Source organism: Streptomyces sp. NPDC107522 (assembly GCF_055657525.1).
In genome coordinates, this window is sequence record NZ_JBVKAU010000001.1 from 220,657 (window position 1) to 247,127 (window position 26,471).

The window sequence follows — 26,471 nt, forward strand, 5'->3', positions numbered from 1 at the left end:
TCTCGAATGCGGAGTGAAGGAATGCGCCACGCGCTTGTAGCCGTCACCGGCCCGCGATAAACCGTACTCGCCCGTCACTTCACGACGGGTCGGCATCGCACCCTGGGGAGTCGGTCATGAGCGTGACGAGTCGGTACCGGGACGCCTGGGAGGGCTTCTGGCAGGAAGCCCCCGAGGAACAGGGGGCGGTGTTCTGGGACGCGGAGCCGGCCGTGACCGCCGGCCGCCACCTGGCCCTGTTCGACCCGCACCTGACCGATCCCGGCTTGCCCATGGTGGACCTCGGCTGCGGCAACGGCACCCAGACCCGTTTCCTCGCCGACCGCTTCCCGCGCGTCATCGGCGCCGACCTGTCCGCCGCCGCCCTCGACCACGCCCGGCACGCCGACCCCGCCGGGCAGGCGACGTACCGGTTGTTCGACGCCGTGGAGAAGACCGAGGCCGAGACGCTGCACGCCGAACTCGGCGACGCCAACGTCTATATGCGGGGCGTCCTGCACCAGGCGGAGCCCGACGACCGGCAGCTGATGGCGGACGGCGTCGCCACGCTGGTCGGCGAGCGCGGCCGGGCCTTCCTCGTCGAGCTCTCCGAGTCCGCCAAGCCCGTCCTGATCGGCCTCGCCCAGAGCCCGGCCGGCCCGCCACCCAAGCTCGCGCCCATCTTCCGGCACGGCATCGCGCCCGGCGAGGTGGCCGACGCCGCGGTACCCGAGTATCTGCGCGCGGCCGGGCTCACCGTCCTCGCCGGCGGCGAACTGCCGCTGATCACCACGGAGTACGGACCGGACGGCACGCGCATCGAGCTGCCGTCGACGTGGGTGGTGGCGGGCAGGACGGCGTAACGCCGGTGGCCCTCCGGCGCGCGGTTCGGGTGCCGGAGGGCGGATTGCTTTGTCCGTCGATCAGTTGGCGTGACGACCCTTCCGGTACGCCCCCCAGCCGGTGGCCAGCAGCGCGGCCGCGAGCGCGGCGACGGAGACCACCGTGACGCCGGTGGTGGCGAGGCTGCCGCCCGCGGTGGAGGTGCCGGTGCCGCCGGACCCGCCCGTCGTGGACGCGGTGCCCGTGCTGCCGGTGCTCCCGCCCGTCGTTCCCGTACCGTTGCCGCCCGTGCCGCCGGTGTCGTCGTCCGTGTCCACCGGGCCCTGCCCGACGAAGCTGACCGGGACCTTGACGTCCTGGGAGCGGTCGCCGGAGACGGTGTGGTCGCCCCGGGTGGCCAGGACGCACGTGGCCTTGAAGCAGTCGGTGTGGTCGTCCTTGGCGTCGACGGTCAGCTCCACCTCGAAGGTGCCGCCCGAGCCGTACGGGATCGCCAACTCCTGGCCGTAGTCCGGCGGGTTGGAGGAGATCCACGCGGAGGAGTGCGAGCCGCCCGTCATGTCGACGCCGCCGATGCACGGCGTGGGCAGTTCGCCGTCGCCGTTGTCGACGCAGAGGGCGACGTAGATGCCCTTCTTCACGTCGTAGCCGGAGCCGGTGACCTTCAGGGTCTGGTCCTCGGTGGCGAGGTTGTTGACCGGGGTGACGGTGAGCTTCTGGCCGTTCGGGCCGGTGACGGTCTTGGAGCCGGACGGCTCGTCCTCGGGTGTCTCCTCGCTGCCCTCGTCGCCGTCGTCGGTCTCGGTGACGGTCAGCGTGATCGGTGAAGTGCGGGTCGTTCCGGCGGAGTTGGTGAACTCGGCGCGGTACCGGTAGCCGTCCTGCGCCGCCCTCGCGGTGAAGGAGTACGCGTTCTGTGTCCCGCCCTCGACCGCGGACCAGGTCTGGCCGCCGTCGGCGCTGACCTGCCAGCGCACCGTGGGCTCGGGAGTGCCCTCGGCGGCCGCGACGAAGGTCACCTTGTCGCCGGGGGCGGCGGACCGGTCGGTGGGGGACTGGACAACCTTCGGGGAGACGCGGCGGTCGAGCTTGACCACCTTGCTCTCCGCCTGGCCGGTGACGTACACGGACGTGGCGCCGGGGGCGACGGCGACGCCCGCGTAGGCGCCGGCGCGGTTGCCGGGGAGGGCGACGGGCTCGGCCGCCTGCTCGGCCGTGGCGCTGTCGTAGATCTCCAGGGCGCCGACGTTGTCCGCGCCGTCCTCGGCGGTGCCCCAGTCCTCGCGCAGGACGAAGGCCTCGCCGGTGCCCTGGTCGAAGGCCATGGCCGTGGCCCGGTCCTTGCCGGTCAGCTTGGCCAGCTGTTTGCCGTCCCGGTCGAAGACGAGCACGTCGTACGCGCTGCCCACCCAGACATTGCCGGTCTTGGGGTCCGTCTCGACGAAGTGGACGGGAACCGCCGGGAGTTCGACGGTGGCGGTGACGGCGAGGGAGCCGGTGGCGACGCGGTACAGCTTCCCGCCCGCCGAGTCCGCCGACCAGGCGGTGCCGCGCGCGGTGTCCACGCCGAGGACGCCGCCGCCCGGGAGGGTGGCCGTCTCCTTGACCGTGCCGGTGGCGGTCTCGACCTCGGACAGGACGGCACCCTGGGCGACCAGCGCGGTGGACGCGTCCCTGCCGGGACCGATGCCGGTCACCGTGCCGCCGGTCAGCCACACGCCCTTGGCGGCCGTGTCACCGTCCTTCGCGGTGCCTATGCCGCGCAGGGGGTAGTGGAAGGCGACACCGTCTCCGGCCAGTGGGGCGGCGATCCAGCGGACCGCGCGGGCCGCGAGCGCGCCGGTGGAGCCGGGTGCCTGCTGGATGTGGCCGAGGAGCTTGCCGTCCTTCGGGTCGATGGCGTACAGGCCCTGCTCGGCGACGTCCGCGGTGTCCGGGATGTTGTCGGAACCGACGTACAGCTTCCCGGAGTCGGGGTGCAGCAGCAGGTCCAGCGGACGGCCCGCGGTGGTGAACTCGGCGGCGCGTACGTAGCCGACGGTGCCCGGCGGTACGTCGACGCCGTCTCCGCCGTCGTCCCCGCCGCCGGGGTCCTGGCCCTCGAACGTGACGGGGATGCGGACGTCCTGGGACCGGTCGCCGGGGTTGCGGTGGTCGACGCGGGTGACGACGGAGCAGGTGACCTTGGTGCAGTCGAGGCCGCTGTCCTCGGCCTTGACGTCGATGCCGACGTCGAAGGTGCCGCCCTGGCCCCAGCGCACGGCGAGGTCGCCCGCGTACTCGTCGTCCTCGGGGACGATCCACTGCGAGGAACTGCCGGTGCCGTTCTGGTCGGCGCCGCCGAGGCAGGGGGTGGGGACGCGGTTGTCGCCGTTGTCCTTGCACAGGGCGACGTAGACGGCCTTGGTCGCGTCGTAGCCCGAGCCGGTGACGCGGAGGGTCTCGCCGTCGGGGTCGAGGCCGGCGGAGGCGGAGACGGTGAGCTTCTGGCCGTCCTTGCCGAGGGCTGTCTTCGGTGTGTCGGAGGCCTGCGCGGCCGTACCGAGGGCCACGGAGGCGGCCACGAGCGCGGCGGCGCCGAGGAGCGCCGCCGGTCGTCTGTGCTGCATGGGGGTCCCTCCGGTCACTGGAAGGTGATCGGGACGTGGACGTCGTACTTGCGGTCCTCGCTGTCGAAGTGGTCGGCGCGCGTCACCACGGCACACTCCACGTCCTGGCCGCAGACGCTGCCGTCGTCAAGGGTGGCCTTGACGTAGATCTGCACGCTGAAGGTGCCGCCCGTGCCGAACCTGGAGCTGTTGGCGAACAGGCCGCCGAAGGTGTTGTTGACCCAGTGCGAGGCGCCGGTGGAGCCGTCCTCGTCCTGGCCGCCCAGACACGGGGTGGGCTTGTTCGCGCCCTGCGCTGCGTCGACCACGCACAGGCTGACGTAGACGCCCTGGCCGGTGTTGTAGCCGGAGCCGGAGACGGTGATGACCTGGCCCGCGGCGGCGGCCGTGCCGGGAGAGGTCAGCGACAGCTTGTACGTCGTCCCGCCGTCCGTGACCGTGCGGGTCGAGGTGGCGGCGGAGGCCGAGGTGGCCAGGCCAAGGGTCAGGGCGGAGGCGGCGACGACGGTGAGGGCCGCGCGGGCGGCGGGGAGGGATCTCATGGGGGCGAGACCTTTCTGGGAAGAACCCAAGCACTTCACTTAGGCAAGGCTAACCTAAGTATCGCGGAGGGTTGTTTGTCAACGGGAGGCAAAGCGAGCAACAGCGGTCTCAGGAAGGCGAGTTCGTACGCACGCGGAACTCCGCGTCGGCACTCCGCCCGCCGGTTGCCGTGTACAACTCGACCGTGTGCGCGCCCCCGACGGCGCTGTCGTACACCGGGAACGTCCGGGACACCCGCCCCATCTCGTCGGCCACCGCCTGATAGCGGGTGTCGTCGTCGATGGCGACGAGGACGACGTCGCCGGGCTCGAACCCCGCGCCGGTGACCCGCTGTTCGGAGTCGGGGGAGAGGGCGGTGCGGGTGACGGTGGCGGACGGGGCCGCCGTCCGCTGAGGAGTCGCTGCCGGTTTCTCCTTCGAGGGGCCCGGTGTCGGCCGTGGTGTGCCGTCGGGTGCCGCTTCGGCTGTTTCGTCGCCGGTCCCCACGGTCACTTCCAGCACCCCGTACGCGTCCCCTGCCGTGAACTCCGTTCCGCTCCACTCGGACAGCAGCGCAGCACCCTCCTCCGTGAGCGACGCCCGCAGTCCGGTCCAGGTCACGCCACTCGTCCGTACGACGGGTTCGGCGCCGGGTTTCACGTCGGCCAGGGCGAGTTCGCGGGCCCGGCCGTCAACGACCGTACGCGCCTGGAGGGTGCCCGTGCCGTCGTCGAGCCGCAGCCTGAGCCCGCCGAGGGGCAGGGGCAGGGTGTCGGTGGGCGGGATCAGCAGGACCGAGCCGCCCAACTCGACGTCCGCGCCCCCGGTTTCTGGGTCGGTGCCGCCGCCGGTCGTCGGGAACCAGGCGCGGTCCGTGGATCCCTGTACGGCGGGGTCGGCCACGTCGAGCGAGATGCCGTGGTCTTCGAGCGCGCCGGGTGCGGTGTTCCAGCTCGCGTAGCCGCCCGACACCTCGAGTGGGAGCGGGTGCCCGTCCTGTGCGGCCGCGACGCCCGGACACAGTAGTGCGAGCAGGGCGCCGCCTGTCACGGCGGCGGCGCCGGATCTCTTCGTCATCTTCAAGTCTCCCTGGGGATGTCGGCTTGTCTCAATCCGCGTTCGCCGCCCGGCGCCTGCGTGCCCACAGCCACGTGCCGGTGCCGGCCACGACCAGGCCCACCGCCGTCACGCCGGCCGCCAGGGCGACGGAGCCGGTGCTCGCGAGCGGCCCGTCGGACGCCTTGTCGTCGCCGTCGCCCGAACTGTCCGTACCGGTGCCGCCGGTCGTGCTCGCACCGGCCGTCGCGGCCGGCTTCGCCGTCGTACTGTCGCCCGTCGACGAGGCCCCGCCATCCGCTCCGAAGGTCACCGGGATGCGGACGGTCTGGCTCTGGTCGCCGCCCCGGGTGTGGTCGTTGCGGGTGATGACGGCGCACTGCACGCCGGACTTGGTGCAGTCGGTGTTCGCGTCCTTGGCGCGCACGGTGAGCCGCACGCTGAAAGAGCCCTTGTGGCCGCTGCCTTCGTACGGTTTCGCCAACCCCTCTCCGTACGACGGCGGGTTGGAGGAGATCCACGCGGACGCCCCGGACTCACCGGACATGTCGACCCCGCCCACGCAGGGTGTAGGGGTCTTCCCGGCGCCGTTGTCCACGCAGAAGGCGACGTAGATGCCCTTCTCGGTGTTGTAGCCGGAGCCGGTCACAGTCACCGTCTCGCCGTCCGGATCGAGACCGGAGGACTGGGAGACGGTGAGTTTCTGACCCTCGGGGCCGGTCGCCGACCCGCCTGCCGCCGAGGCCGGGCCGACGGCCGACAGCAGCAGGAGGGCTGCGCCCGCGAACCCCAGGATCGGTCCAACTCCCTTGCCGTGCAGGCCACTTGGCCACGCCATGAAACACCCCCACCAAAGGAAACTTAGGGAAGGCTAACCTAAACTATTGCCCAAGTGTGTGCCAGGAGAGACGAAGGGAAACCCATGCGCGCAACCCGGAGACGCCTCGCCGTCCTTGGTCTGACACTCGCGCTGCTCACGGGCGCCTGTGGTGGAGGCGGGAGCGCCTCGGACAGCGCGACACGGGCCGCCGGCTCCGCGAGCGAACGCGCCGCCGCGGCCGAGAAGCAGCTCGCCGAGAACACCCTCGTCCCCCTCGAAGGCGAGCCGCCCGTCCCCAAGTTGCCGGTCACCGTCGACTCTTCCGACGGGCGCAAGGTGACCGTGCAGGACGCCTCCCGCATCCTGCCGCTCAACGGCGGGGTCGCGGAGATCGTTTTCACGCTGGGGCTCGGTGACCGTGTCGTCGGCCGGGACATCACCGCCACCTTCGCGGAGGCCAAGAAGCTCCCGCAGGTCACCAAGGCCCACGACGTGAGCGCGGAGAGCGTGCTCTCGCTGCGGCCGACGGTCGTGCTGGCCGACACCGACACCGGCCCCGAGGAGGCCCTCGGCCAGATCCGCGACGCCGGTGTCCCCGTCGTCGTCCTCGACCCGGCCACCGAGCTGGCCGACGTCACCACCCGCACCACCCGCATCGCCGAGGCGCTCGGCGTCCCCGACGCGGGCAAGGCCCTGGTCCGGCGCATGAACGGCGAACTCGCCGCGGCCCGCGCCGCCGTGCCCGAGGGCAGCAAGCCCAAGGTCGCCTTCCTGTACATGCGGGGAAGCGCGGCCGTCTATCTGATCGGCGGCAAGGGCTCGGGCGCCGACTCGCTGATCGAGGCCGCGGGGGCGGTGGACGCGGGCAAGGAGGCCGGGCTGGACAAGCCGTTCACGCCGATCACCGGTGAGGCCCTGGTGCGGGCCCGGCCGGACGTGATCCTGATGATGACCAAGGGACTGGAGTCCGTGGGCGGCATCGACGGCCTGGTGCAGATTCCCGGGATCGCTCAGACGCCGGCAGGCATGAACCGGCGGGTGGTCGGCATGGAGGACGGGGTGCTCCTGGGCTACGGGCCCCGGACGCCGTTGGTGATCGACGTCCTGGTCGACCGGATTCACGGGACGTGAGAGCTCTTCACGGCCCCTCGTCCCCGTGCACGAGACCGGGGTCGACCACCCCCGGACGTTCCGCCCAGAAGGCGGGTGCCATCAGGCGCCGTACGACCATGAGGACCACACCCGCGAGAGCGATGCCGATGCCGATGACCAGGGGCGGGCCGAGACCGAACCACGAGACGCCGCTGTAGGAGTTCGCGGGATCGGACATGTCGGAGACCGACTCCACCAGCAGCCAGGCCAACAGCCCGGCGCCGACCAGCGGGCCGAGGCCGATGAGGACGAAATGGTGCAGGCTCTCGGTCAGATGACGGCGGTAGTAGACGGCGCACGCGATGCCCGTGAGCGCGTAGTAGAACGCGATCAGCAGGGACAGGGCGGTGAGCGAGTCGAAGAGGGCGTCGGCGCTGATCCGGTTGACGGCGAGGTACCAGGCGATGGCGATGCCGGCCACCCACCACGTGCTCACGTCCGGCGTGCGGAACCGGCCGTGGATGTGGGCGAAGTGCCCCGGCAGCGCGTGCCGGCGCGCCATGGACAGTGCCGTGCGCGAGGCGGGGATGATCGTCGTCTGCGTCGATGCCATCGCGGACGTCGAGACCGCCAGCAGCACGACCCAGTCCCAGCCGCCCATCGCCTCCTCGGCGAGCAGGGCGAAGACGAACTCCTCGTCCTCGGCGTTCTCGGCCAGGAATGCCGGCCCGGCGTAGGCCACGACCGCGAAGGCGACCGACACATAGGTCACCAGCAGGACGACCGTGGACCATACGGCCGCCCTGCCGGGCGCGGTGGCGGAGTTCTCGACCTCCTCGGTGAGGTTCACCGCCGACTCCCAGCCCCAGTACACGAACACGCCCAGCAGCAGGCCCGCGGTCAGCTCGGCGCCGCCGGCCCCGAAGGCGTCCAGCCAGCCGAACGACGGGTCGACGGAGCCGAGCGTGCCGGTGCCGGCGTACACCCGCTGGAGCGCCACGACGGCGAAGGCGAGCAGACAGGCGACCTGCGCGAGGATGAGGACGTTCTGCACCCTGGCCGACACCTCCGTGCCGATGACGCACACGGCCGTCATCACGATGATGAGCAGCACCGTGAGCGACTGGCGTACGACGTCGTCGCCGGCCCAGCCGTCGAGGCCGAAGGCGAGCAGGGCGAAGGTCACGGCGACGTCCGCCAGCGATCCGACCACCAGGACGCCGGTCATCGTGATGGCCCAACCGCCGAGCCATCCCGCCCAGGGGCCCATCGCCCGGGTGACCCACGAGAAGGTCGTCCCGCAGTCCTGATCGGCCTTGTTGAGGTAGTAGAACGCCGACGCGATCAGCAGCATCGGCACGAACGACGCGACCATCACACCGGGGGCGTGGACACCCACGAGCGCCACGACCGGGCCGATGGCCGCGGCCAGCGAGTACGCGGGCGAGGTGGAGTTGAGCCCGATGACGAGTGCGTCGACGAACCCGATCGCATCGGCCTTCAGCCCGTCGGGCGGGCGGGTGTCCGGGGTGCCGTCGGCCATGCTCCCTCGCTTCGGTCGTGGTGACCTCATCCAACAGGGAGCCCTGGGGCTGCTCGGGTGTCAGCTCTCCGGCCGCGGAACGCATCACCCGTGTGCCACCGCGCGCTCAGCCGACCGCAGCGCCGAACCACCTGCGCAGCGTGCCGAGCAGGTCCTGCTGATCCTCGCCGACCCACGCCACATGCCCGTCCGGTCGCAGCAGCACCGCCGGCACGTCCAGTTCGTCGCCGGCATCGACGACGTGGTCGACCCGGTCCGCCCAGCCCGTCACCGAGAGGCGGCCGGTCCGGTCGAGCAGCAGTCCACGGCCGCCGTGCATCAGCTCGTACAGGCGCCCCCGTTTCAGCGCCACGTCCCGCAGTCGCCGGCCGAGCAGGTCATGGCCCTCGCCGAAGTCGTAGCGGATCCCGATCGCGGTGATCTTCTCGATCAGGTACCGGTGCACGTCCTCGAAGTCCATCAGTTCCGACACCAGCCGGCGCACCGCCTGCGGACCCGGCTCGGTGGACATCAGCTCCATCTGCGCGCGGGTGTTGTCCAGCACGTCGGCGGCCACCGGGTGCCGCTCGGTCTCGTAGCTGTCCAGCAGCCCCGCCGGTGCCCAGCCATTCACCTCGGCGGCCAGTTTCCAGCCGAGGTTGAACGCGTCCTGGATGCCGAGGTTGAGGCCCTGCCCACCGGTCGGTGGGTGGATGTGCGCCGCGTCGCCGGCCAGCAGCACCCGGCCGACCCGATAGCGCTCGGCCTGGCGAGTGGCGTCGCCGAACCGGGACAGCCAGCGCGGTGAGTGCACGCCGAAGTCGGTGCCGGCGTACGCCCGCAACTGCTGCTTGAACTCCTCGAAGGCCGGCGGGACCGCACGGTCCTCGGCCACCCCCTCGGCAGGCACGATGACGCGGTACACCCCGTCCCCGAGGGGCCCGAGACCGAACCTCTTCTGGGTCTTGCGGACCTCCCCGACGACGGCGGCGACCGTCGCCGGATCCTCGGTCACCTCCATCTCACCCAGCAGCGTCTCGACCCTGCTGGGCTCACCGGGGAAGCCGACGCCGAGCAGCCTGCGCACCGTGCTGCGGCCGCCGTCGCAGCCGACCAGGTAGCGCGAGCGCAGCCGCGTGCCGTCTGCCAGCTCGGCGGTCACCCCGTCCTCGTCCCGGCTCAGCCCGACCAGCTCGCAACCGCGCCGGATCTCCACGCCGACCTCGGCGGCGTGCTCGGCCAGCAGGCGATCGGTGGTGGGCTGCGGGATCCCGAGGACGTACGCGTGCGCGCTGTCCAGCCGGACCGGCGAGGGCTTCTCGATCCCGGCGAAGAAACCGCCCACCGGGTACTGCCTGCCGTGCGCGAGGAACCGCTCCAGCAGACCGCGCTGGGCCATCACCTCGATGCTGCGCACATGCAGCCCGAGCGAGCGGACCACCTTGGTCGGCTCCGCCTCCTTCTCCAGCACGACCACGTGCACGCCGTGCAGCCGCAGCTCGCAGGCCAGCATCAGGCCGGTCGGTCCGCCACCGGCAATGATCACGTCGATCATCACAACCCCCTGTCCTCGGCGGGAGATTCTGCAGGAGGACGGGGGCCTTGCCGCAAGGCCCCCAGTGCGCTATACGTTGAGAGTGGCAAGGAGTGGGTGACCTCCTTGCCTTTGTCTTTTTCAGCGGTAGCGGCGGTACGCGGTACGTCAGCCTTCGGCCGCCGTGTGCGCCGCCGCCAGGGCGGCCAGCTCGGCCGGATCCCGCGGACCGGGTGCCGTGTCGTCCAACAGGCCGTGCGCGCGGAGCAGTTGGGTCGCGGCGATGCCCCAGGGCAGCCGCAGCCCCGCCTGCTGCAGCAGGTCGGTGCGGGACAACATCGCGGCCGCGGGGCCGGTGCGCACCCCGGACGGGGTGAGGAGCGCCGCCTCGTCCGCCCAGCGCAGGGCCAGGTCGACATCGTGCGTGGCCATCACCACCGTCGTGCCGGACGTGCGCAGCCCTTCGAGGATGGTGAGCAGGCGTTCCTGACCGTCCGGGTCGAGCCCGGCGGTCGGTTCGTCCAGGATCAGCACACGGGGCCGCATCGCGACGGCGCCCGCGATGGCCGTGCGCTTGCGCTGCCCGTACGACAGCAGATGAGTGGGCCGGTCGGCCAGTGCCGAGATGTCCAGGGCGGCGAGCGCCTCGTCGACCCGGGCGCGCACCTCGGCGTCGGGCAGGCCGAGGTTCAGCGGGCCGAAGGAGACGTCCTGGGCGACGGACGCGGCGAAGAGCTGGTCGTCGGGGTCCTGCACCACCAGCTGGACGGTCGTCCGCAGCCGGGTCAGCCCCTTGCGGTCGTACCTGACCGGCGAACCCTCCACCGTGAGCCGGCCGCTGTCCGGCCGCAGCCCGCCGCTGAGCAGCCGCATCAGCGTGGTCTTGCCGGTGCCGTTGCGCCCGAGCAGCGCCAGTGCGCTCCCCTCGTGCACGTCGAAGTCGAGGTCGCTGAGGACGAGAGGGCCGTCCTCGTAGGCGTAGGACGTGCCCCGCAGGGCGACCAGGGAGGTGGGCTCGCTCATGGCAGGGCCCTTTCCAGTACGAGGGTGAGGGCGGCCAGCGCGATGAGAAGTGCGCAACTCGCGGCCGTGAAGCGGACGGAGACCCGGGCCTCGGGCACCAGGACGCGCAGGGTGCCGTCGTAGCCGCGCCCGGCGAGGCCGGCCTGGAGCCGGGCCGCCCGGTCGAAGGCCCGGATGAACGCGGTGGCGCCGAGCCCGGCCAGGGAGCGCCACTCCGCGGCCCGGCCGGTGTGCCCGAGGCGGGCGGCCTGGGCGTCCCGGATGCGCCGCAGGGAATCCAGGAGCAGGAAGCTCATGCGGTACGTCACCAGGGCGACGTCGACGACAGCCGCGGGCACGCCGGCCTTCACGAGGCGGGGCAGCAGGTCGGACATCGGGGTGGTGAAGGCGAACAGCAGCACTCCGAGGGAGGCGGCCGAGGTGCGCAGCAGCAGCTCACCGGCCCGCAGTGGACCCTCGTCGGCGAGCGAGACGAAGCCCTCCGGCCCGCCGACCTGGACCAGCAGCGTGGCCGCACCGGTCACGCAGAAGCCCAGCGGCACGCGGTAGGCGCGCCACAGCCGGCGGCCGGGCACGCCCGCCGGTCCCAGCAGCACGGTCAGGGCGGTGACCAGGACCAGTGCGGCTCCCGGCCACGGTGGCAGCGAGATCGCGAGCACGGTGAGGCCGAGCCCGAGCACGGCCTTGTCCACGGGGTGACGGCGGCGCCAGCGACTGCTGTGCGCCGCCGCGTCGATCGGCAGCACGCGGGCTCAGTCCTGTTGTTCGGCGGGAGACTTCCCGGTGGTCCCACTGGGCACGCTCCCGGCCGTCCCGCTGGGCACGCTCTTGGACTCCCGTTCCCGTTCCAGCGCTCGCTGCTCGCCCTGCCGTCGTCCGCGGTGCAGGCCGAAGTAGTAGGCGAGGACACCGGCGCCGAGGGCCGCCTGGAGGGAGAACAGAGCCGACTCGATCTCGCCGGACGGCGGCTCGTACAGCGGCGAGAACCACGGCTCGTAGTCCGGTTCGATCTCGGTGATCGCGGTCTCCGCCTCGCCGTCGGAGCCCGTGAACGGCTCCTCCTTGTGGTCGCCGAGGCCGAGAGCGAGCGGCAGCACGGCGAGCGCGGCGACGACGAGCAGCAGCAGGATGTTGATCTTCGTGTTCCTGCTCATCGGGCCACCGCCTCGGTCTCGGCGCGGGACTGCTTCTTGGCGAGGAGCACGCCCAACCGGGTCAGTTCGCCCCTGCTTGACTGCACCAGCAGCCGCATCACGAGCACCGTCAGCAGTCCCTCGCTCACTGCGAGCGGGAGCTGGGTGACGGCGAAGATGGAGCCGAACTTGCCGAGCGCGCCCAGGAATCCGCTGCTCGGGTCGGGAAAGGCGAGCGCCAGCTGGACGCTGGTGACGCAGTAGGTGGACAGGTCGGCGACGAACGCCCCGGAGAAGACGGCGACCATCAGCGGCACGTCGTACCGCCGCAGCAGCCGGTAGATGCCGTATCCGGCCCAGGGCCCGACTATCGCCATCGAGAACACGTTGGCGCCGAGCGTGGTCAGGCCGCCGTGCGCGAGCAGCAGCGCCTGGAAGAGCAGGGTGATGGTGCCCAGGACCGCCATGATCGGTGGCCGGAACAGGATGGCGCCAAGGCCGGTGCCGGTGGGGTGGGAGCAACTTCCGGTCACCGAGGGCAGCTTCAGCGCGGAGAGGACGAAGGTGAAGGCTCCGGAGGCGCCGAGGAGCAGCGTGCTCTCCGGGTGCTCCCTGACCTCACGGGTGAGGGAGCGGACTCCGTGGACGACGAAGGGCGCGGACGCGACGCCCCAGGCGACCGCGTGCGCCGGAGGCAGAAAACCCTCGGCTATGTGCATGGCTCAGCAGACCCTCTCCAGCACCTCGTGGATGGTTGACGCGCCTTGGCCGGTCTCCTGGCTGACGGGTACCACCGCCCGTGCCCCGCCTTCCCGGGCCCTAGGACCCAGTGGCTGCCCGTGAGGGCCGGAGCCGGACTTCCCGATTCACAGTGGCGAGGGCCGCACCGGCATCACACCGGATTTCCCGTTCACCAAGGCGTGGTGACAGTAGTGCCCGCACAGGTCGGCTGACAAGCGCGCCTGGGGGCGCGAAGGGGGCGTTCACCTGCTTCGAGATGAGGGGCTCGGCGGGAGCGCCGCTTGTGTGGCTTGGCTCGGGCGTTGCCTAGCCCGGCTTGGAAGGCCCCTTCGAGGACTTGTTCTTGACCTGGCCTTTCGGTGTCTTTTTCGTCCTGGTCGGCTCCGGATCGGCCTCGGCTTCCGGTTCCGAACCGGTCAACCGGGCGCAGTAGGCCGCCACATGCTCTTCCCCGCCCGCGGCCCGGACGAGGCGCTGCCATGCCGTGGCGTTCGGGGCGTGCCCACGGCTCTTGATCTTCTCGTAGGAGCGGCAGTGCGCTTCGACGTTCTTGGCCGTGTCGGGGTGCCGGGAGGGCGTGGTCGGTGTCGTGCCCGACTCGGCGGGAGGGGTGGGCTGTTCGCCGTCAGCGGCTGCCGCCGGGCCGCGGGTGCTGTGATGGGTGGCCGTACCGCCGGGGCCAGGGGTGCCGGCCCGCGGTGTGTCCACCACGCCGATGGAGGCGAAGGCGATGCCGCCCAGCAGCGCACTCGCGGCGACGGCGACGGCTCCGCCGCGTGCCCAGCGCCGCTTGGGGGGTTTCGGGCGCCAGTCGTCCCGGCGCCGGGTGCGCAGGTCCTGTTCGCCTGCCGTGCGCGCGCTGCGGAACGCAGCGACGGCCGCCTGCTCGGCGGTGGCGTCCAGGTCCTGCTCCCGCAGGGCCTCGCCGATCCGTTCCGCCGTCCTGTCCGGGGCGGACGCGTCGTCGAGGTCGCTCGCGGGGTGGGCGTGGGGTGCTGCCGGGCGCGAGGCGGCTCCGGGTTCGTGAGCCTCGCCGCTCAACGGTTGGCCTCCGTTTCGATCGGTGCCCATCTCGGTTCTCCCAGCGTCCGCGCGACCTCATGTGTCACCTCGCGCGGACCCGACTCCCGGGCCAGGCTCTTCAGACCGCGGCGGGCCAGAATCCGTACGACGGCGCGGGGTCTGCCCATCACTCTGGCGGCCGCGGGCTCGTCGAGGTGTAAGGCGTGGCGCAGCAGGACCGCCTCGGCCTGGCTGCGGGGCAGACGGGCGAGGAGGGCCGGGAGGGTCTCGGCGGACGGTGTCGCTCCGCGGGGCGATGTGCCCCGCTTCCGGAGGTGATCGAGCGCGTGGCGTCGGGCGATGCTCGCCGTCCAGCCGCGGAATCCATGACCGTCGCCGCGAAACCGTGGCAGCTCGCGGGCGATCTCCTGCCAGGTGGCGACGGCGATGGCCTCGGCGTCCTCGCCCGCGATCCCGCGCAGGTAGCCGAGCAGGCCCGGCCGGACCAGCCGGTACAGCGCGGCGAACGCGGCTTCGTCACCGTCCTGGGCCCGGGCCACCGCACTGCCCAACGTCACCTCGTCGGCCGCCATGTGCGCAGCAACCTCTCCTCGCCCCACAGCCGGTCGCGTCCCACTGGCCGGCCAACGCCCCGGAGCGTACGGCACGTTTCATGAGCGCCGGGCCGCTTCTCAGAGAATCGGTGGGGCTGTGTTTCACGGTCGATCCAGTGAAGTCAGGCCCGGTTGAGTCGGGCTGCGATTCCGTGACCGATCAGCAAATACATGACTGCGGGAAGTCCATAATTGAGGACGACGCGTAGGCCCTCTGTGTCCATCGTGAAAATGTCCTGGGACCACCAGGCCAGCCAGTCCGCCGTTCCCTGCACGAACGTGACGAACACGTTCGCCTGGTTCGCGTCGAGCAGGAACAGCAGGATCCACAAAACCAGTAGGCCTGCCGCGGTGTCGGCGATCGTGCAGACCGTCAGCGCCGCGCGCCGCCCGGTGGCCTGGCGGCGTACGAAGCGGTCCGGGTCCGAGGGCTGGTTGTGGGCGGGATATCCGGAAACCGGGTCCGTGTGACTCACGAGCAATTCCGATCTGACGAGGTGTCGTTTCGAAGCGGCCACTCGGGGGGTTTATCCGCTCCTCTTCAGCTCTGCGTCCTGCTCGCGTGTCCGCGTTACACCTCAATACCCGGCGCCCCAAATATGGCCGCCTATTCGGGCACTTACCCAAATGTTCGGGTGCGGTGGCACATTTGAGGACGGCGCGGGTCGAGCCCACGCTTCTGGTCCGGTGTGCAGCGAGGCCTTCCGGCCCTGCGCCCTACGAGGCGTCGCGGGCGCAGGTCGTGTCCGTGCCCCCGGCCGGTTCGCCGCCCTCCGTGCCGGGACGGCCGGCGCGGAGTTCGACGCAGCAGGCGCCGGGGTGGGGCGCCAGGACGGCCGTGGTGTCCCGGTCGCCCGTGGCGGCCAGGTAGCCGCACAGGAAGGCGTGGTTCATGCCGCAGACCAGCTCCGGTGCCTGGGCGGCGACGGGATGGAAGGGGCAGTTGTGCAGCACGGTCCGCCCGTCCCCGCCGTCCTCCGGATCGAAGCCGAAGGCCTCCAGGAACGCGGTGACATCGGCGGCGGGGGCCTCGGCGCCGAGCGCTTCGCCGCGCTCGTGGGCGACGCGCAGGGACGCCTCCTGGGCGCTCTCGCCGGGCCGCTGGGCGGTGATGGCCTGCGCCAGGAGCGAGGCCAGCAGCTCCTGACGGCGCGGCGGCAGGCTCAGCGCGAGCGTGTGCGGAGCGGGCTCGTACACCTTCGGCGCGCGGCCGACCCGGCGCGGCCTCGGCCCGCCGTGGCGGGCCTGCAGCAGCCCCGACGCCACCAGCTTGTCCAGGTGGAACGCGGCCAGCTTGCGGGAGATGCCGACCGCGGCGGACGCCTCCTCACGGGTCACCGGCCGGCGTGCCCGCCGTACGAACTCCAGCAGCCGGCGCCGCGACTCGTCGCCCAGGACGGCGAGCGCGGCCATGGCGTCGGCGCCGGTCGGAGGCGTGGACGCTGCTGCCGGGGGTTCGGACGTCACGCGCTCACCGTAACTCCGGCGGACCACCATCGGCGGGGGTACTCGGCACCTGTCTTGACCGGTGGCACGAATAAGACCAACAATTATTGGTGAAACAACTCACAGGTGAGGTGCCGTATGACGGTGCACAGTGAGCTACGCGATCCGCATCAGGCGAAACAGCCGGTCAGCGGCGCCCTGGCGGGCCCTTACGGGCACCCCTTCCATCCGATCCTGGTCACCGTCCCGATCGGCGCCTGGGTGTCGAGCCTGGTCTTCGACATCGCCTCCCGGATCGTCGACCGGCCCGGCTTCCTGGCCCACGGATCCGCCTGGCTGATCGCCATCGGCGTGATCGGCGCCCTGGTGGCGGCGTGCGTCGGCTTCCTCGACCTGTTCGCCATTCCCACCGGCACCCCGGCCTTCCGTACGGCTCTGGTGCACATGGCGCTGAACCTGGCCGTCACCGCCGCCTACGCGGCCGGTTTCGCCTGGCGGCAGAGCGACGGCTACCCGGAGGGGCAGGGCGTGGGAGCCGGTCAGCTGGCGCTCTCCGCCGTCGCGCTGGCCGCCCTCGGCCTGTCCGGCTACCTCGGCGGCAAGCTCGCCTACCGCTACGGCGTGCGCGTCGCCGACGAGTCCGTGCAGGCAGAGGGGTACCGCACCGGACCCACCTGACCTGGCTCGTCACAACCTCTGGAGCCCGACATGGAGATCGCCGCTCTCGTCGCCTGGGTGGTCACCGCACTCGGCGGCTTCGTCCTCCTCTCCCGCTGGATCGCGGGCGGCGGCCTGCGCGGGCAGCAGACCGGTCAGGCCCGCTTCCCGGCCCCGCTCGTCTTCGGCCACTTCCTGCTCGCGGCGGCCGGACTGGTCGTCTGGATCGTCTACCTCGCCGCCGACAAGGACGGCCTGGCCTGGACGTCCTTCGGAGTCCTCGTCGCAGTGGCCCTGCTCGGCTTCACCCTCTTCGCCCGCTGGCTGCCTGTCTACCGGGCCCCAGCACCGGCGGCACAGGACACCACCGCACCGCCGGAACGGCAGCTGCCGGTTCCCGTGGTCTTCGCCCACGGCCTGTTGGGCGCCACGACCCTGGTGCTCGTGCTGCTGGCCGCGCTGGAGGTCGGCTAGAGGGACCCTCGCCGGCCGTCCGCTGCCGTGCGCGGGGCGCAGATGCGCTCACCCTCCTTCCCGCCCCGTAGGAAGTTCCCTGGCCGACGCGTAACGTGAAGCAGCATGAAGATCCCCGTCACCGCTGCACGCTGTCGCACACTGCTGTCACCGGCAGGACGACCAGCCTCTGATCAGCGAGGGGACGGACCCGCGTGAAGATCCTCATCAGCGCCGACATGGAGGGTGCCACCGGCGTTACCTGGCCGGCCGACGTGCTGCCGGGGACACCTCAGTGGGAGCGGTGCCGGGGGATGTTCACCTCGGACGTCGACGCCGCCGTGCTGGGCTTCTTCGACGGCGGCGCCGACGAGGTCCTCATCAACGAGGCGCACTGGACGATGCGCAATCTGTTGCTGGAACAGCTCGACGAACGGGCCGAGATGCTCACCGGCCGGCACAAGGCGCTGTCCATGGTCGAGGGTGTCCAGCACGGCGACGTGGACGGCATCGCCTTCGTCGGCTACCACGCGGGCGCCGGCATGGAGGGCGTCCTCGCGCACACCTATCTCGCCAACTCCATCACCGGCGTCTGGCTGAACGACGTACGGGCGAGCGAGGGGCTGCTGAACGCGCACGTCGTCGCCGAGTACGGCGTGCCCGTCGTCCTCGTCACCGGCGACGACGTGGCCTGCGAGGACGCGCTCGGATACGCGCCCGGTGCGCTGAAGGTCGCCGTCAAGGACCATGTCTCGCGGTACGCGGCCGTCTGCCGTACGCCGGCCAGAACCGCCGCCGACATCCGCGCGGCGGCCAAGGAGGCGGCGACGCTGGCGGTCCGGCACGAGCCGGTCCGCGGCGGCCCGTTCACCATCGCACTCGAGTTCGACGCCGAGCACCTCGCCCTGGCCGCCACCGTCGTCCCCGGTGTCGGCCGGATCGGTGAGCGCAAGGTGGCGTACACCAGCGAGACGATGTACGAGGGGATCCGTACCTTCAAGGCGGTCACCACGATCGTCTCGGCCGCGGTGGAGGAGCAGTATGGCTGACGGGCAGGCACTGGACGAGGTCGTGACCTTCACGTCCGACCTCATCCGCATCGACACGACCAATCGCGGCGGCGGCGACTGCCAGGAGCGCCCCGCCGCCGAGTACGCGGCCGCACGGCTGGCGGAGGCGGGCCTGGAGCCCACCCTGCTGGAGCGCACCAGGGGCCGTACGAACGTCGTCGCCCGCTTCGAGGGCACCGATCCGTCGGCGGAGGCGCTGCTCGTCCACGGTCATCTGGACGTCGTGCCCGCGCAGGCCGCCGAATGGAGCGTGCACCCGTTCTCCGGGGAGATCCGCGACGGGGTCGTGTGGGGCCGGGGCGCGGTCGACATGAAGAACATGGACGCGATGATCCTCGCCGTCGTGCGGGCCTGGGCCCGGCAGGGCGTACGGCCCCGGCGCGATGTCGTGATCGCGTTCACCGCCGACGAGGAGGCGAGTGCCGAGGACGGCTCCGGGTTCCTCGCCGACCGGCATGCCGAGCTGTTCGAGGGCTGTACGGAGGGCATCAGCGAGTCCGGCGCGTTCACCTTCCACGACGGCAGCGGGCGGCAGATCTACCCGATCGCGGCGGGGGAGCGCGGCACCGGCTGGCTCAAGCTCACGGCGCGCGGGAGGGCCGCGCACGGCTCCCGGCCCAACCGGGAGAACGCGGTGACCCGCCTCGCCACGGCCGTCACCCGGATCGGCGCCCACGAGTGGCCGCTGCGGCTGACCCCGACCGTCCGCGCCGCCCTCACCGAACTCGCGACGCTCTACGGCCTCGACGCCGGCCTGGACGACGTGGACGGCCTGCTGGAGAAGCTCGGGCCGGCGGCCAAGCTCGTCGAGGCGACCGTCCGCAACAGCGCCAACCCGACCATGCTTGAGGCGGGTTACAAGGTCAACGTGATCCCGGGGGAGGCCGTGGCCTATGTCGACGGCCGGTATCTCCCCGGCGTCGAGGACGAGTTCCGCGCGACCATCGAGGAGCTCACCGGACCCGACGTGGAGTGGGAGTTCCACCACCACGAGGTGGCCCTCCAGTCGCCGGTCGACTCACCGACGTACGCCCGGATGCGCGCCGCCGTCGAGGAGTTCGCCCCCGAGGGGCACGTGGTGCCGTACTGCATGCCCGGCGGCACGGACGCCAAGCAGTTCTCACGGCTCGGCATCACCGGCTACGGCTTCTCCCCGCTGAAGCTGCCGGAGGGCTACGACTACGGGGCCATGTTCCACGGCGTCGACGAGCGCGTGCCCGTCGAGGCGCTGCACTTCGGCGTCCGGGTCCTCGACCGTTTCCTGCGCGCGGCCTAGGGGAGTTGAGGGAGACAGTGCGGACGCTGGCGTACGGTTCCTGGCCCTCGCCCATCGACGCGGCCCTCGCCGCGGCGCACGACGGGCGGCCCGAGTACGTGGGTTTCGTCGGCGACGAGGCGTGGTGGATCGAGCCGCGGCCCACGGAGGGCGGGCGGCGCACGCTGGTGCGGCGGCGGGCCGACGGCCGGGAGGAGTCGGTGCTGCCCGCTCCGTGGAACGTGCGCAGCCGGGTCGTCGAGTACGGCGGGCAGCCGTGGGCCGGGGCGATGGTCGACGGGCGGCCCTTCGTCGTCTTCGTCGACTTCGCCGACCAGCGGCTCTACCGGTACGAGGAGGGCGGCGAGCCGCGTCCGCTCACACCCCGGTCCCCGGTTGGTGGCGGACTGCGCTGGGTGGAGCCGCAGGTGCGGCTCGACCTCGGTGAAGTGTGGTGCGTGCTGGAGGAGTTCACGGGAGACGGACCCACCGATGTGCGGCGTGTCCTGGCCGCCGTACCGCTGGACGGCTCGGCGGCCGAGGAGCGGGACGCCGTACGCGAACTCACCGACGACCGGTACCGGTTCGTCACCGGAGCGCGGATCTCGCCGGACGGGCGGCGGGCCGCGTGGCTCGCCTGGGACCATCCGCGGATGCCGTGGGACGGGACGGAGCTGCTGGTCGCCGAGGTCGGCGCGGACGGCACGCTCGGCCGGCCGCACACCGTCGCCGGTGGGCCGCAGGAGTCGATCGCCCAGGTCGACTGGTCGACGGACAACCGTCTGCTGTACACAGCCGACCGTAGCGGCTGGTGGAACCTCTACCGTGACGGCGAACCCCTCTGCCCGCGTGAGGAGGAGTTCGGCGGACCGCTGTGGAAGCTCGGCCTGCGCTGGTTCGCCCCGCTGGAGAGCGGGTTGATCGCCGTCGTGCACGGTCGCGGGTCGACGGTCCTAGGGATACTGGATCCCGAATCCGGCGAGCTCGTCGACGTGGCGGGCCCCTGGACCGAGTTCGCGCCCACGCTCGCGGTGCACGGCGAGCGGGTGATCGCCGTCGGCGCCAGCCCGCGCAGCGCCCACGAGGTCATCGAGCTGGACGAGCGCACCGGTCACGCCCGCGTCATCGGCGCCGCGCACGACGACGCGGTGGACCCCGCCTACTACCCCGAGCCCCAGATCCGCACCTTCACCGGCCCCGGCGGACAGGACATCCACGCGCACATCTACCCGCCCCACAACCCCGACTGCACGGCCCCCGACGGCACACCACCCCCGTACGTCATCTGGGCACACGGGGGCCCCACCGACCGGGCGCCCCTCGTGCTCGACCTGGCCATCGCCTACTTCACCTCGCGCGGCATCGGCATCGCCGAGGTCGACTACGGCGGCTCCACCGGGTACGGCAGGGAGTACCGCAACCGGCTGCGTGAGCAGTGGGGCGTGGTCGACGTCGAGGACTGCGCGGCCGTCGCCCTCGCCCTCGCCGACGAGGGCACCGCGGACCGCGACCGGCTCGCCATCCGCGGCGGCAGCGCGGGCGGCTGGACCGCGGCCGCTTCGCTCGCCGCGACCGACGTCTACGCCTGCGGCACGATCCTCTACCCGATCCTCGACCTGGCCGGCTGGGGCGCGGGCGAGACTCACGACTTCGAGTCCCAGTACCTGGAGAGTCTCGTCGGGCCGCTCGCCGAGGTGCCCGGACGGTACGCGGAGCGCTCGCCCGCCGCGCACGCCGACCGCATCACCGCGCCCTTCCTGCTGCTGCAGGGCCTGGACGACGTGATCTGCCCGCCCGCCCAGTGCGAGCGGTTCCTGGCCGCCATGGCTGGACGCCGGGTGCCGCACGCCTACATCGCCTTCGAGGGGGAGGGCCACGGCTTCCGGCGGGCGGAGACGATGATCCGGGTCCTGGAGTCCGAACTCTCGCTGTACGCCCAGGTCTTCGGGCTGAACCCGCCCTCGATCCCGACACTGGAGCTCGCCAAGTGAACGATCCCGTACGGCCACTGGTGCGGCCGTCCCGACTCGCCCCCGGCGCCCGCGTGGCCGTCGTCGCACCCAGTGGACCCGTGCCCGAGGAGCGGCTGCAGGCGGGGCTCGACCTGCTGCGCGGCTGGGACCTGGACCCGGTGGTGGCACCCCATGTGCTGGACCGGCACGGCGAGTTGGAGTACCTGGCGGGCACGGACGCCGACCGGGCCGCCGATCTCCAGGGCGCCTGGTGCGACCGTTCCGTCGACGCCGTGCTGTGCGCCCGGGGCGGTTACGGGGCACAGCGCATGGTCGACCTCCTCGACTGGGACGCGATGCGCGCGGCCGGACCGAAGGTGTTCCTCGGGTTCAGCGACATCACCGCACTGCACGAGGCGTTCGCCACCCGGCTGGGCCTGGTCACCCTCCACGGGCCGATGGCGGCGGGCATCGACTTCATCAAGAACGCGCGGGCACAGGAGCACCTGAAGGCCACGCTGTTCGAGCCGGAATCGGTGCGCACGATCACCTCCACCGGCTCAGCCCTGTTCCCCGGCCGGGCGCGGGGCGTCACCCTCGGCGGCTGTCTCAGCCTGCTCGCCGCCGAGGCGGGCACCCCGCACGCCCGGACCTCCGCCCGCGGCGGCCTGCTGTGCCTGGAGGACGTCGGCGAGGAGACGTACCGGCTCGACCGCTACCTCACCCAACTCCTGCGCGCCGGATTCCTCGACGGAGTGCGGGGCGTGCTGCTCGGGTCGTGGCAGGAGTGCGAGCCGTACGAGCGGGTGCGCGCGCTGTTCCTCGACCGGTTGGGTGGCCTCCGTGTGCCCGTTGTGGAGGAGTTCGGGTTCGGGCACGGTGAAGAGGCGTTGACGATTCCCTTCGGGGTGGGCGCCGAACTCGACGCAGACGCAGGGACCTTGACCCTCGACGAGCCGGCCCTCGACTGATCCCGTTCACTGAATTTCCGTCAAGAAACCTCCGTCTCGGTGATTGACCCGGTCTGACACGTGTCACACCATGACAACCGGCCGGTACTTACTGGTCGGTATGCCGGGCTGTCCTCAGCGTGCCTCAGTGTGGAGGTCTTCGTGTCCCGTCGTGTGCCCAGAACCCCAGGGTCTGCCGCCCCAGTGCCCCGACAGGCAACGTCCGCCCCGTCGCGGCGAACGTTGCCTGCCGGGGCACTGGCTCTCGTCCTCGGCGCCACGCTCACCGCACCCCTCGCGCTCACCGCTCCTGCCGCCGCGACCGGCCAGTACACCGTCACCGCCCTGAAGTTCACCGTCCACGCGGGCGGACGCACCTGTACCGTCGACGCCGACCTGTACCGGCCCGCGGGCGTGGACCGCGCCCACCCCGCACCCGCCGTCCTCACCACCAACGGCTTCGGCGGCAGCAAGTCGGACGGCTCGACCGACGCCGCCGGCAAGGCCTTCGCCGAGCGTGGATACGTCTCCCTCGTCTACTCCGGGCTCGGCTTCGGCAGGTCCGGCTGCCTGATCTCGCTCGACGACCCGGCCATCGACGGCGCCGCCGCCTCGCAACTGATCGACTTCCTCGGCGGCAAGCGGGCCGCCGACGACGGCACGACAGCCGACTTCGTCACCCTCGACGCCGCCGGCGACCCGCGCGTCGGCATGGTGGGCGGCTCCTACGGCGGGGCGGTCCAGTTGGCTACGGCGGCCGTCGACCGGCGCGTCGACGCGCTGGTGCCGATGATCACCTGGAACAACCTCGCCTACTCCCTCGACCCGAACAGCGCCGCCGGCAGCGGCAGCGTTCCCGGCGCCTTCAAATGGCAGTGGGCCAACGGCTTCTACCTCATCGGCGAGGGCCAGCCCCTGCTGGAACCCGACCTCGACCCCTCCCGCATCAACAACCTCGCCTGTCTGCACTTCGTCACCAAAGCCTGCGACACCGTCCGCACCCTCAACTCCGGCCGCTACCCGGCGAAGGAGACGGCCGAGCTGCTCTCCTACGCGCACAGCGTCTCCCCGGTGTCGTACCTGAACCGCGTCAAGGCACCCACCCTCCTCGTCCAGGGCCAGGCCGACAGCCTCTTCAACCTCAACGAGGCGACCGCGACGTACAAGACGCTCAAGGCACAGGGCACACCGACCAAGATGATCTGGCAGTCCTGGGGCCACAGCGGCGGCCTCACCGACCCGGCGAGCGGCGAACTCAACCTCACCCAGGGCAACTTGGAGAGCAGCTACGTCGGCCGCCGCATCCTCGCCTGGTTCGACCGCTACCTGGGCAAGAAGAGCGTCGACACCGGACCGGCCTTCGCCTACTACCGCGACTGGATCACCGACCCGACCCGCACCTACGCCACTGCCGACCGCGTCCCCGCACTCAGCCGCACGCTCTACCTCTCCGGCGACGGCAAGCTCGTCGACAACCGCGCCAAGGTGGCGCGCGGCAGCCGTACGTACACCAACTGGCTCGTCCCCACGAGCCACTCGGAGACCTCGCTCGCCGGGCTCCTCGGCATCCAGGACCGGCCGCCGTACGACACCAAGGGCACCTACCTCGCCTGGACCAGCGAGCCGCTCGCCCGCACCACCGACGTGGTCGGGGCGCCCCGGGCCACGCTGAAGGTCGTCTCCCCGAAGGCCGAGCGGACCCAGCATTCCGGGGACGCCGCCGACAAGCTGGTCCTGTTCGCCAAGCTGTACGACGTCGCACCCGACGGCACGCAGACGCTGGTGCGCCGGCTCGTCGCGCCGGTGCGGGTGCCCGACGTCACGAAGAGCTTCACCGTGACCCTGCCGGGGACCGTGCACCGGTACGAGAAGGGACACCGGCTGCGCTTCGTGATCGCGGCCAGTGACGACGCGTACTTCGGGAACCGGGGGATCAAGCCGGTGACCGTGGTCAGCACGCCCCGGGACACGGGGGTGCTCCAGCTGCCGGTGATCGGCTGAGCCGGTCCGATGGCTGCTCACCGTGCGTGATCCCTCCTTCGGGAGCATCCTGGTCGTATGACCGCGAAGGCGACGAAGGGTGGCGTGAAGGTCGGCGGGAAGCGGCGCGGCTTCAGCGAGATGCTGACCCCGAAGAGGATCACCATGCTGGTGCTCGTCGCCCTCGCCCTGGTCTTCATCTTCGAGAACACCGACGACACCGAGATCCGGCTGATCGTCCCCGAGGTGACGATGCCGCTCTGGGTGGCCCTGCTCGGCATGGGCGTCATCGGCGCGCTGTGCGGGGCGTTGTTCATGAGCCGGCGCCGCTAGCGGGTCGTAGGCTGGCGCAATGCCCCACCTCGCGTCCCGCTACCTCGCCGAAGGCCCCCGCGTGGGCATACGCCACTTCACCTACGAGGACGGCGCCGAGTTCACCGCGCGGGCCCGGGAGAGCAAGGAACTGCACCACCCGTGGCTCTTCCCGCCGGACAGCCCCGCGGCGTACGCCGCGTACGCCGGGCGGCTGATCGAGGATCCGAGCAAGGCGGGCTTCCTGGTCTGCGCGAAGGACGACGACGGGGGCATCGCCGGGTTCATCAACATCAACAACATCGTCGAGGGCGCCTTCCAGAGCGGGGCACTGGGATACGGTGCCTTCGCCCACGCGGCCGGGCGGGGCCTGATGCGGGAGGGCCTCGACCTGGTGATCGGCCGTGCCTTCGGCCGGATGCGGCTGCACCGCCTGGAGATCAACGTCCAGCCCGCCAACACCGCCTCGATCGCCCTGGCCCGGGCCTGCGGCTTCCGGCTGGAGGGCTTCTCGCCGCGCATGCTCTTCATCGACGGGGCCTGGCGCGACCACGAGCGGTGGGCCATCACCGCCGAGATGCGGACTTCCGGTTGATCTTCATCGTGTCGAGGTCGGTGACCGTCGACTTCAGGTCCCGGAAGCCGTAGCCCAGCTCACGGAGCGCGGTCTCGGCGCGGTCCTCGGCGATCGCGCCGGCCATCTCCTCGCCGTCCGCCGCGTCCGAGACCACCACATAGCGCATCGAGAAGTGCTTCAGCGGCGACGGCTCATAGGAGAGCGACCCCTCCTCGGAGAACCGCATGCTGGTCAGACCGTGCTCGGGCGCCTCGGCGAGCAGCCGCGCCCGTGCCTCGTCGGTGAGGGCGTCCCAGGTGCCCCGGACGATCACCCGGTACGTGTGCTGCTCGCTCATGGTCCGTCCACCCGCTCCTGTGCATCGGCGTTCACTCAAGGGCATTGAGGGCCGACTCTACGTCGGCGAGGATGAACCGCATGCGGAATTTCGTCGTGCTCGACGCCCCCTCCAACCTGGGCCTGCGCCCGCCCGCCCCCGGCACCGTGCCCGGCTGCTACAAGCTCGCCGGTGCCCTGAGGGAACAGCGGATCGTCCAGCGCTTGCGGGCGCTGGAGGGCGGAGTGGTGGTGCCGCCGCGGTACGACCGCGGGGACTGGCAGGAAGGCGACGGCGTCTTCAACGCGGCCGCGATCGCCGCGTACACGCGCAAGCTGGCCGACCGCATCAAGCATCATGTGCGGGCCGGGGACTTCCCGGTCGTGCTCGGCGGCGACTGCTCCGTCAACCTCGGCGCCGCCCTCGCGCTGCGCCGCATCGGCCGCTACGGGCTGGCCGTCCTGGACGCCTCGCCCGACTTCCGGCACCCCGGCAACTCCGACCGGATCGGCGCGGCGGGCGGCGAGGAGGTCGCCCTGGCCACCGGGCGCGGGCAGGAGGACCTGACGAACCTGGAGGGCCTGAAGCCCTACCTGCGCGACGAGGACGTGCGGTACTTCGGGATCCGCGACTACTTCGAGGAGGCGCGGGCCGAGCTCGCCGACCTGAAGATTCCCGTCGTGACCGTCGGCGACGTCCGGGAATGGGGCGCCGAGGCGCTCGCGTCGGTCACCCGGCAGGCCTTCGAAATCCCGGAATTGGATGGTTATTGGGTGCACTTGGACGCCGACGTCCTCGACCCGTCCGTCATGCCTGCCGTCGACAGCCCCGACCCGGAGGGGCTCACCCCCGATGAACTCGTGGCACTGCTGCGGCCGTTGCTCGGCTCGGGGCGCTGTGTGGGGATCAACGCCACGATCTACGACCCCGACCTGGACCCGGAGGGCACGGCGGGGGCGCTGCTCACGGACATCCTCGTGGCGGCCCTCGATCAGGCCTGACCGTCACACCTG

Annotated in this window: 27 protein-coding genes and 1 riboswitch; of the genes, 12 read left to right on the forward strand and 15 right to left on the reverse strand. The window is 71.7% G+C overall.

From position 1 onward, the window contains the following. Positions 1-116: 116 nt before the first annotated feature. On the forward strand, positions 117-842 hold the full coding sequence (locus ACZ7L6_RS00950) for a class I SAM-dependent methyltransferase (RefSeq protein WP_471919803.1): 726 nt from the start codon (positions 117-119) through the stop codon (positions 840-842). Positions 843-902: 60 nt separating this feature from the next. Here ACZ7L6_RS00950 and ACZ7L6_RS00955 read toward each other — a convergent pair whose 3' ends face one another. The 4 genes from ACZ7L6_RS00955 to ACZ7L6_RS00970 form a co-directional block, all read right to left on the reverse strand. After that, entirely contained in the window at positions 903-3,431 is a 2,529-nt protein-coding gene (locus ACZ7L6_RS00955) for an immunoglobulin I-set domain protein (protein ID WP_471919804.1), read from the reverse strand. A 14-nt stretch (positions 3,432-3,445) separates the two neighbouring features. Beyond that, positions 3,446-3,973, reverse strand: a complete 528-nt coding sequence (locus tag ACZ7L6_RS00960; RefSeq protein ID WP_471919805.1) for a hypothetical protein — start codon at positions 3,971-3,973, stop codon at positions 3,446-3,448. A gap of 109 nt (positions 3,974-4,082) precedes the next feature. Further along, complete coding sequence (locus tag ACZ7L6_RS00965; protein WP_471919806.1) at positions 4,083-5,030, reverse strand: HtaA domain-containing protein; 948 nt, start codon at positions 5,028-5,030, stop codon at positions 4,083-4,085. Positions 5,031-5,061: 31 nt separating this feature from the next. After that, positions 5,062-5,847 (reverse strand): hypothetical protein, encoded by a 786-nt coding sequence (locus ACZ7L6_RS00970; protein WP_471919807.1) that lies wholly within the window; start codon positions 5,845-5,847, stop codon positions 5,062-5,064. Between the two features lie 84 nt (positions 5,848-5,931). Between ACZ7L6_RS00970 and ACZ7L6_RS00975 the strand changes: the two genes are divergently transcribed. Continuing rightward, positions 5,932-6,960: a heme/hemin ABC transporter substrate-binding protein gene (locus tag ACZ7L6_RS00975; RefSeq protein WP_471919808.1), complete on the forward strand. Its 1,029-nt coding sequence runs from the start codon at positions 5,932-5,934 to the stop codon at positions 6,958-6,960. Between the two features lie 7 nt (positions 6,961-6,967). On the opposite strand, the gene ACZ7L6_RS00980 is transcribed toward ACZ7L6_RS00975, so the two are convergent. The 10 genes from ACZ7L6_RS00980 to ACZ7L6_RS01025 form a co-directional block, all read right to left on the reverse strand. Beyond that, positions 6,968-8,464: an APC family permease gene (locus tag ACZ7L6_RS00980; protein WP_471919809.1), complete on the reverse strand. Its 1,497-nt coding sequence runs from the start codon at positions 8,462-8,464 to the stop codon at positions 6,968-6,970. 106 nt (positions 8,465-8,570) lie between these two features. After that, a complete protein-coding gene (rox, locus tag ACZ7L6_RS00985) occupies positions 8,571-9,998 on the reverse strand; it encodes a rifampin monooxygenase (RefSeq protein ID WP_471919810.1) in 1,428 nt (475 codons plus the stop codon). A 147-nt stretch (positions 9,999-10,145) separates the two neighbouring features. After that, on the reverse strand, positions 10,146-11,000 hold the full coding sequence (locus tag ACZ7L6_RS00990; RefSeq protein ID WP_471919811.1) for an energy-coupling factor ABC transporter ATP-binding protein: 855 nt from the start codon (positions 10,998-11,000) through the stop codon (positions 10,146-10,148). Then, a complete protein-coding gene (gene cbiQ, locus ACZ7L6_RS00995; protein ID WP_471919812.1) occupies positions 10,997-11,746 on the reverse strand; it encodes a cobalt ECF transporter T component CbiQ in 750 nt (249 codons plus the stop codon). Before cbiQ ends, ACZ7L6_RS00990 begins: the two co-directional genes overlap by 4 nt. Before the next feature lie 6 nt (positions 11,747-11,752). Next, positions 11,753-12,154, reverse strand: a complete 402-nt coding sequence (locus tag ACZ7L6_RS01000) for an energy-coupling factor ABC transporter substrate-binding protein (protein WP_471919813.1) — start codon at positions 12,152-12,154, stop codon at positions 11,753-11,755. Then, entirely contained in the window at positions 12,151-12,852 is a 702-nt protein-coding gene (locus ACZ7L6_RS01005) for an energy-coupling factor ABC transporter permease (RefSeq protein ID WP_471919814.1), read from the reverse strand. The genes ACZ7L6_RS01000 and ACZ7L6_RS01005 overlap by 4 nt, the downstream gene beginning before the upstream one ends. A gap of 30 nt (positions 12,853-12,882) precedes the next feature. After that, a riboswitch (cobalamin riboswitch) is annotated at positions 12,883-13,066 on the reverse strand. 114 nt (positions 13,067-13,180) lie between these two features. Then, on the reverse strand, positions 13,181-13,915 hold the full coding sequence (locus ACZ7L6_RS01010; RefSeq protein WP_471919815.1) for a hypothetical protein: 735 nt from the start codon (positions 13,913-13,915) through the stop codon (positions 13,181-13,183). Beyond that, on the reverse strand, positions 13,912-14,469 hold the full coding sequence (locus tag ACZ7L6_RS01015) for an RNA polymerase sigma factor (protein WP_471919816.1): 558 nt from the start codon (positions 14,467-14,469) through the stop codon (positions 13,912-13,914). The genes ACZ7L6_RS01010 and ACZ7L6_RS01015 overlap by 4 nt, the downstream gene beginning before the upstream one ends. A gap of 143 nt (positions 14,470-14,612) precedes the next feature. Beyond that, complete coding sequence (locus ACZ7L6_RS01020) at positions 14,613-14,966, reverse strand: hypothetical protein (protein WP_471919817.1); 354 nt, start codon at positions 14,964-14,966, stop codon at positions 14,613-14,615. Positions 14,967-15,207: 241 nt separating this feature from the next. After that, positions 15,208-15,957 carry a helix-turn-helix transcriptional regulator gene (locus tag ACZ7L6_RS01025; protein WP_471919818.1) on the reverse strand — a complete coding sequence of 250 codons (750 nt, stop codon included), beginning with the start codon at positions 15,955-15,957 and terminating at the stop codon, positions 15,208-15,210. Positions 15,958-16,074: 117 nt separating this feature from the next. On the opposite strand from ACZ7L6_RS01025, the gene ACZ7L6_RS01030 reads away from it, so the two are divergent. The 9 genes from ACZ7L6_RS01030 to ACZ7L6_RS01070 all read left to right on the forward strand — a co-directional run bounded on the left by ACZ7L6_RS01030 (position 16,075) and on the right by ACZ7L6_RS01070 (position 25,160). Continuing rightward, on the forward strand, positions 16,075-16,614 hold the full coding sequence (locus ACZ7L6_RS01030) for a DUF2231 domain-containing protein (RefSeq protein ID WP_471919819.1): 540 nt from the start codon (positions 16,075-16,077) through the stop codon (positions 16,612-16,614). A 30-nt stretch (positions 16,615-16,644) separates the two neighbouring features. Beyond that, positions 16,645-17,067, forward strand: a complete 423-nt coding sequence (locus ACZ7L6_RS01035; RefSeq protein ID WP_471919820.1) for a hypothetical protein — start codon at positions 16,645-16,647, stop codon at positions 17,065-17,067. A gap of 194 nt (positions 17,068-17,261) precedes the next feature. Then, a complete protein-coding gene (locus ACZ7L6_RS01040) occupies positions 17,262-18,095 on the forward strand; it encodes a M55 family metallopeptidase (protein ID WP_471919821.1) in 834 nt (277 codons plus the stop codon). Then, entirely contained in the window at positions 18,088-19,392 is a 1,305-nt protein-coding gene (locus ACZ7L6_RS01045; RefSeq protein WP_471919822.1) for a M20/M25/M40 family metallo-hydrolase, read from the forward strand. The genes ACZ7L6_RS01040 and ACZ7L6_RS01045 overlap by 8 nt, the downstream gene beginning before the upstream one ends. A 17-nt stretch (positions 19,393-19,409) precedes the next feature. Further along, positions 19,410-21,362, forward strand: coding sequence for an LpqB family beta-propeller domain-containing protein (locus ACZ7L6_RS01050; RefSeq protein ID WP_471919823.1), 1,953 nt, complete (start codon positions 19,410-19,412; stop codon positions 21,360-21,362). Next, complete coding sequence (locus ACZ7L6_RS01055) at positions 21,359-22,294, forward strand: S66 peptidase family protein (protein ID WP_471919824.1); 936 nt, start codon at positions 21,359-21,361, stop codon at positions 22,292-22,294. The genes ACZ7L6_RS01050 and ACZ7L6_RS01055 overlap by 4 nt, the downstream gene beginning before the upstream one ends. A gap of 222 nt (positions 22,295-22,516) precedes the next feature. After that, entirely contained in the window at positions 22,517-24,274 is a 1,758-nt protein-coding gene (locus tag ACZ7L6_RS01060) for a CocE/NonD family hydrolase (RefSeq protein WP_471919825.1), read from the forward strand. A 57-nt stretch (positions 24,275-24,331) separates the two neighbouring features. Further along, positions 24,332-24,586 (forward strand): LapA family protein, encoded by a 255-nt coding sequence (locus tag ACZ7L6_RS01065; RefSeq protein WP_471919826.1) that lies wholly within the window; start codon positions 24,332-24,334, stop codon positions 24,584-24,586. A 19-nt stretch (positions 24,587-24,605) separates the two neighbouring features. Next, complete coding sequence (locus ACZ7L6_RS01070; protein WP_471919827.1) at positions 24,606-25,160, forward strand: GNAT family N-acetyltransferase; 555 nt, start codon at positions 24,606-24,608, stop codon at positions 25,158-25,160. Here the strand turns inward: ACZ7L6_RS01070 and ACZ7L6_RS01075 are convergent. Continuing rightward, the gene (locus ACZ7L6_RS01075) at positions 25,132-25,479 is read right to left on the reverse strand and encodes a DUF6204 family protein (protein WP_471919828.1); all 348 of its coding nucleotides are present in this window, start codon (positions 25,477-25,479) and stop codon (positions 25,132-25,134) included. The genes ACZ7L6_RS01070 and ACZ7L6_RS01075 overlap by 29 nt on opposite strands. 80 nt (positions 25,480-25,559) lie before the next feature. Here ACZ7L6_RS01075 and ACZ7L6_RS01080 point away from each other — a divergent pair, with 80 nt between their 5' ends. After that, complete coding sequence (locus tag ACZ7L6_RS01080) at positions 25,560-26,459, forward strand: arginase family protein (protein WP_471919829.1); 900 nt, start codon at positions 25,560-25,562, stop codon at positions 26,457-26,459. Positions 26,460-26,471 lie beyond the last annotated feature (12 nt).

What these genes read in the sequence shown, in the direction of transcription:
- ACZ7L6_RS00950 (WP_471919803.1), top strand. Translation starts at nt 117, where the DNA reads ATGAGCGTGACGAGTCGGTACCGGGACGCCTGGGAGGGCTTCTGGCAG.
- ACZ7L6_RS00955 (WP_471919804.1), bottom strand. Translation starts at nt 3,431, where the DNA reads ATGCAGCACAGACGACCGGCGGCGCTCCTCGGCGCCGCCGCGCTCGTG.
- ACZ7L6_RS00960 (WP_471919805.1), bottom strand. Translation starts at nt 3,973, where the DNA reads ATGAGATCCCTCCCCGCCGCCCGCGCGGCCCTCACCGTCGTCGCCGCC.
- ACZ7L6_RS00965 (WP_471919806.1), bottom strand. Translation starts at nt 5,030, where the DNA reads ATGACGAAGAGATCCGGCGCCGCCGCCGTGACAGGCGGCGCCCTGCTC.
- ACZ7L6_RS00970 (WP_471919807.1), bottom strand. Translation starts at nt 5,847, where the DNA reads ATGGCGTGGCCAAGTGGCCTGCACGGCAAGGGAGTTGGACCGATCCTG.
- ACZ7L6_RS00975 (WP_471919808.1), top strand. Translation starts at nt 5,932, where the DNA reads ATGCGCGCAACCCGGAGACGCCTCGCCGTCCTTGGTCTGACACTCGCG.
- ACZ7L6_RS00980 (WP_471919809.1), bottom strand. Translation starts at nt 8,464, where the DNA reads ATGGCCGACGGCACCCCGGACACCCGCCCGCCCGACGGGCTGAAGGCC.
- rox (WP_471919810.1), bottom strand. Translation starts at nt 9,998, where the DNA reads ATGATCGACGTGATCATTGCCGGTGGCGGACCGACCGGCCTGATGCTG.
- ACZ7L6_RS00990 (WP_471919811.1), bottom strand. Translation starts at nt 11,000, where the DNA reads ATGAGCGAGCCCACCTCCCTGGTCGCCCTGCGGGGCACGTCCTACGCC.
- ACZ7L6_RS01000 (WP_471919813.1), bottom strand. Translation starts at nt 12,154, where the DNA reads ATGAGCAGGAACACGAAGATCAACATCCTGCTGCTGCTCGTCGTCGCC.
- ACZ7L6_RS01005 (WP_471919814.1), bottom strand. Translation starts at nt 12,852, where the DNA reads ATGCACATAGCCGAGGGTTTTCTGCCTCCGGCGCACGCGGTCGCCTGG.
- ACZ7L6_RS01015 (WP_471919816.1), bottom strand. Translation starts at nt 14,469, where the DNA reads ATGGCGGCCGACGAGGTGACGTTGGGCAGTGCGGTGGCCCGGGCCCAG.
- ACZ7L6_RS01030 (WP_471919819.1), top strand. Translation starts at nt 16,075, where the DNA reads ATGACGGTGCACAGTGAGCTACGCGATCCGCATCAGGCGAAACAGCCG.
- ACZ7L6_RS01035 (WP_471919820.1), top strand. Translation starts at nt 16,645, where the DNA reads ATGGAGATCGCCGCTCTCGTCGCCTGGGTGGTCACCGCACTCGGCGGC.
- ACZ7L6_RS01045 (WP_471919822.1), top strand. Translation starts at nt 18,088, where the DNA reads ATGGCTGACGGGCAGGCACTGGACGAGGTCGTGACCTTCACGTCCGAC.
- ACZ7L6_RS01065 (WP_471919826.1), top strand. Translation starts at nt 24,332, where the DNA reads ATGACCGCGAAGGCGACGAAGGGTGGCGTGAAGGTCGGCGGGAAGCGG.
- ACZ7L6_RS01070 (WP_471919827.1), top strand. Translation starts at nt 24,606, where the DNA reads ATGCCCCACCTCGCGTCCCGCTACCTCGCCGAAGGCCCCCGCGTGGGC.
- ACZ7L6_RS01075 (WP_471919828.1), bottom strand. Translation starts at nt 25,479, where the DNA reads ATGAGCGAGCAGCACACGTACCGGGTGATCGTCCGGGGCACCTGGGAC.
- ACZ7L6_RS01080 (WP_471919829.1), top strand. Translation starts at nt 25,560, where the DNA reads ATGCGGAATTTCGTCGTGCTCGACGCCCCCTCCAACCTGGGCCTGCGC.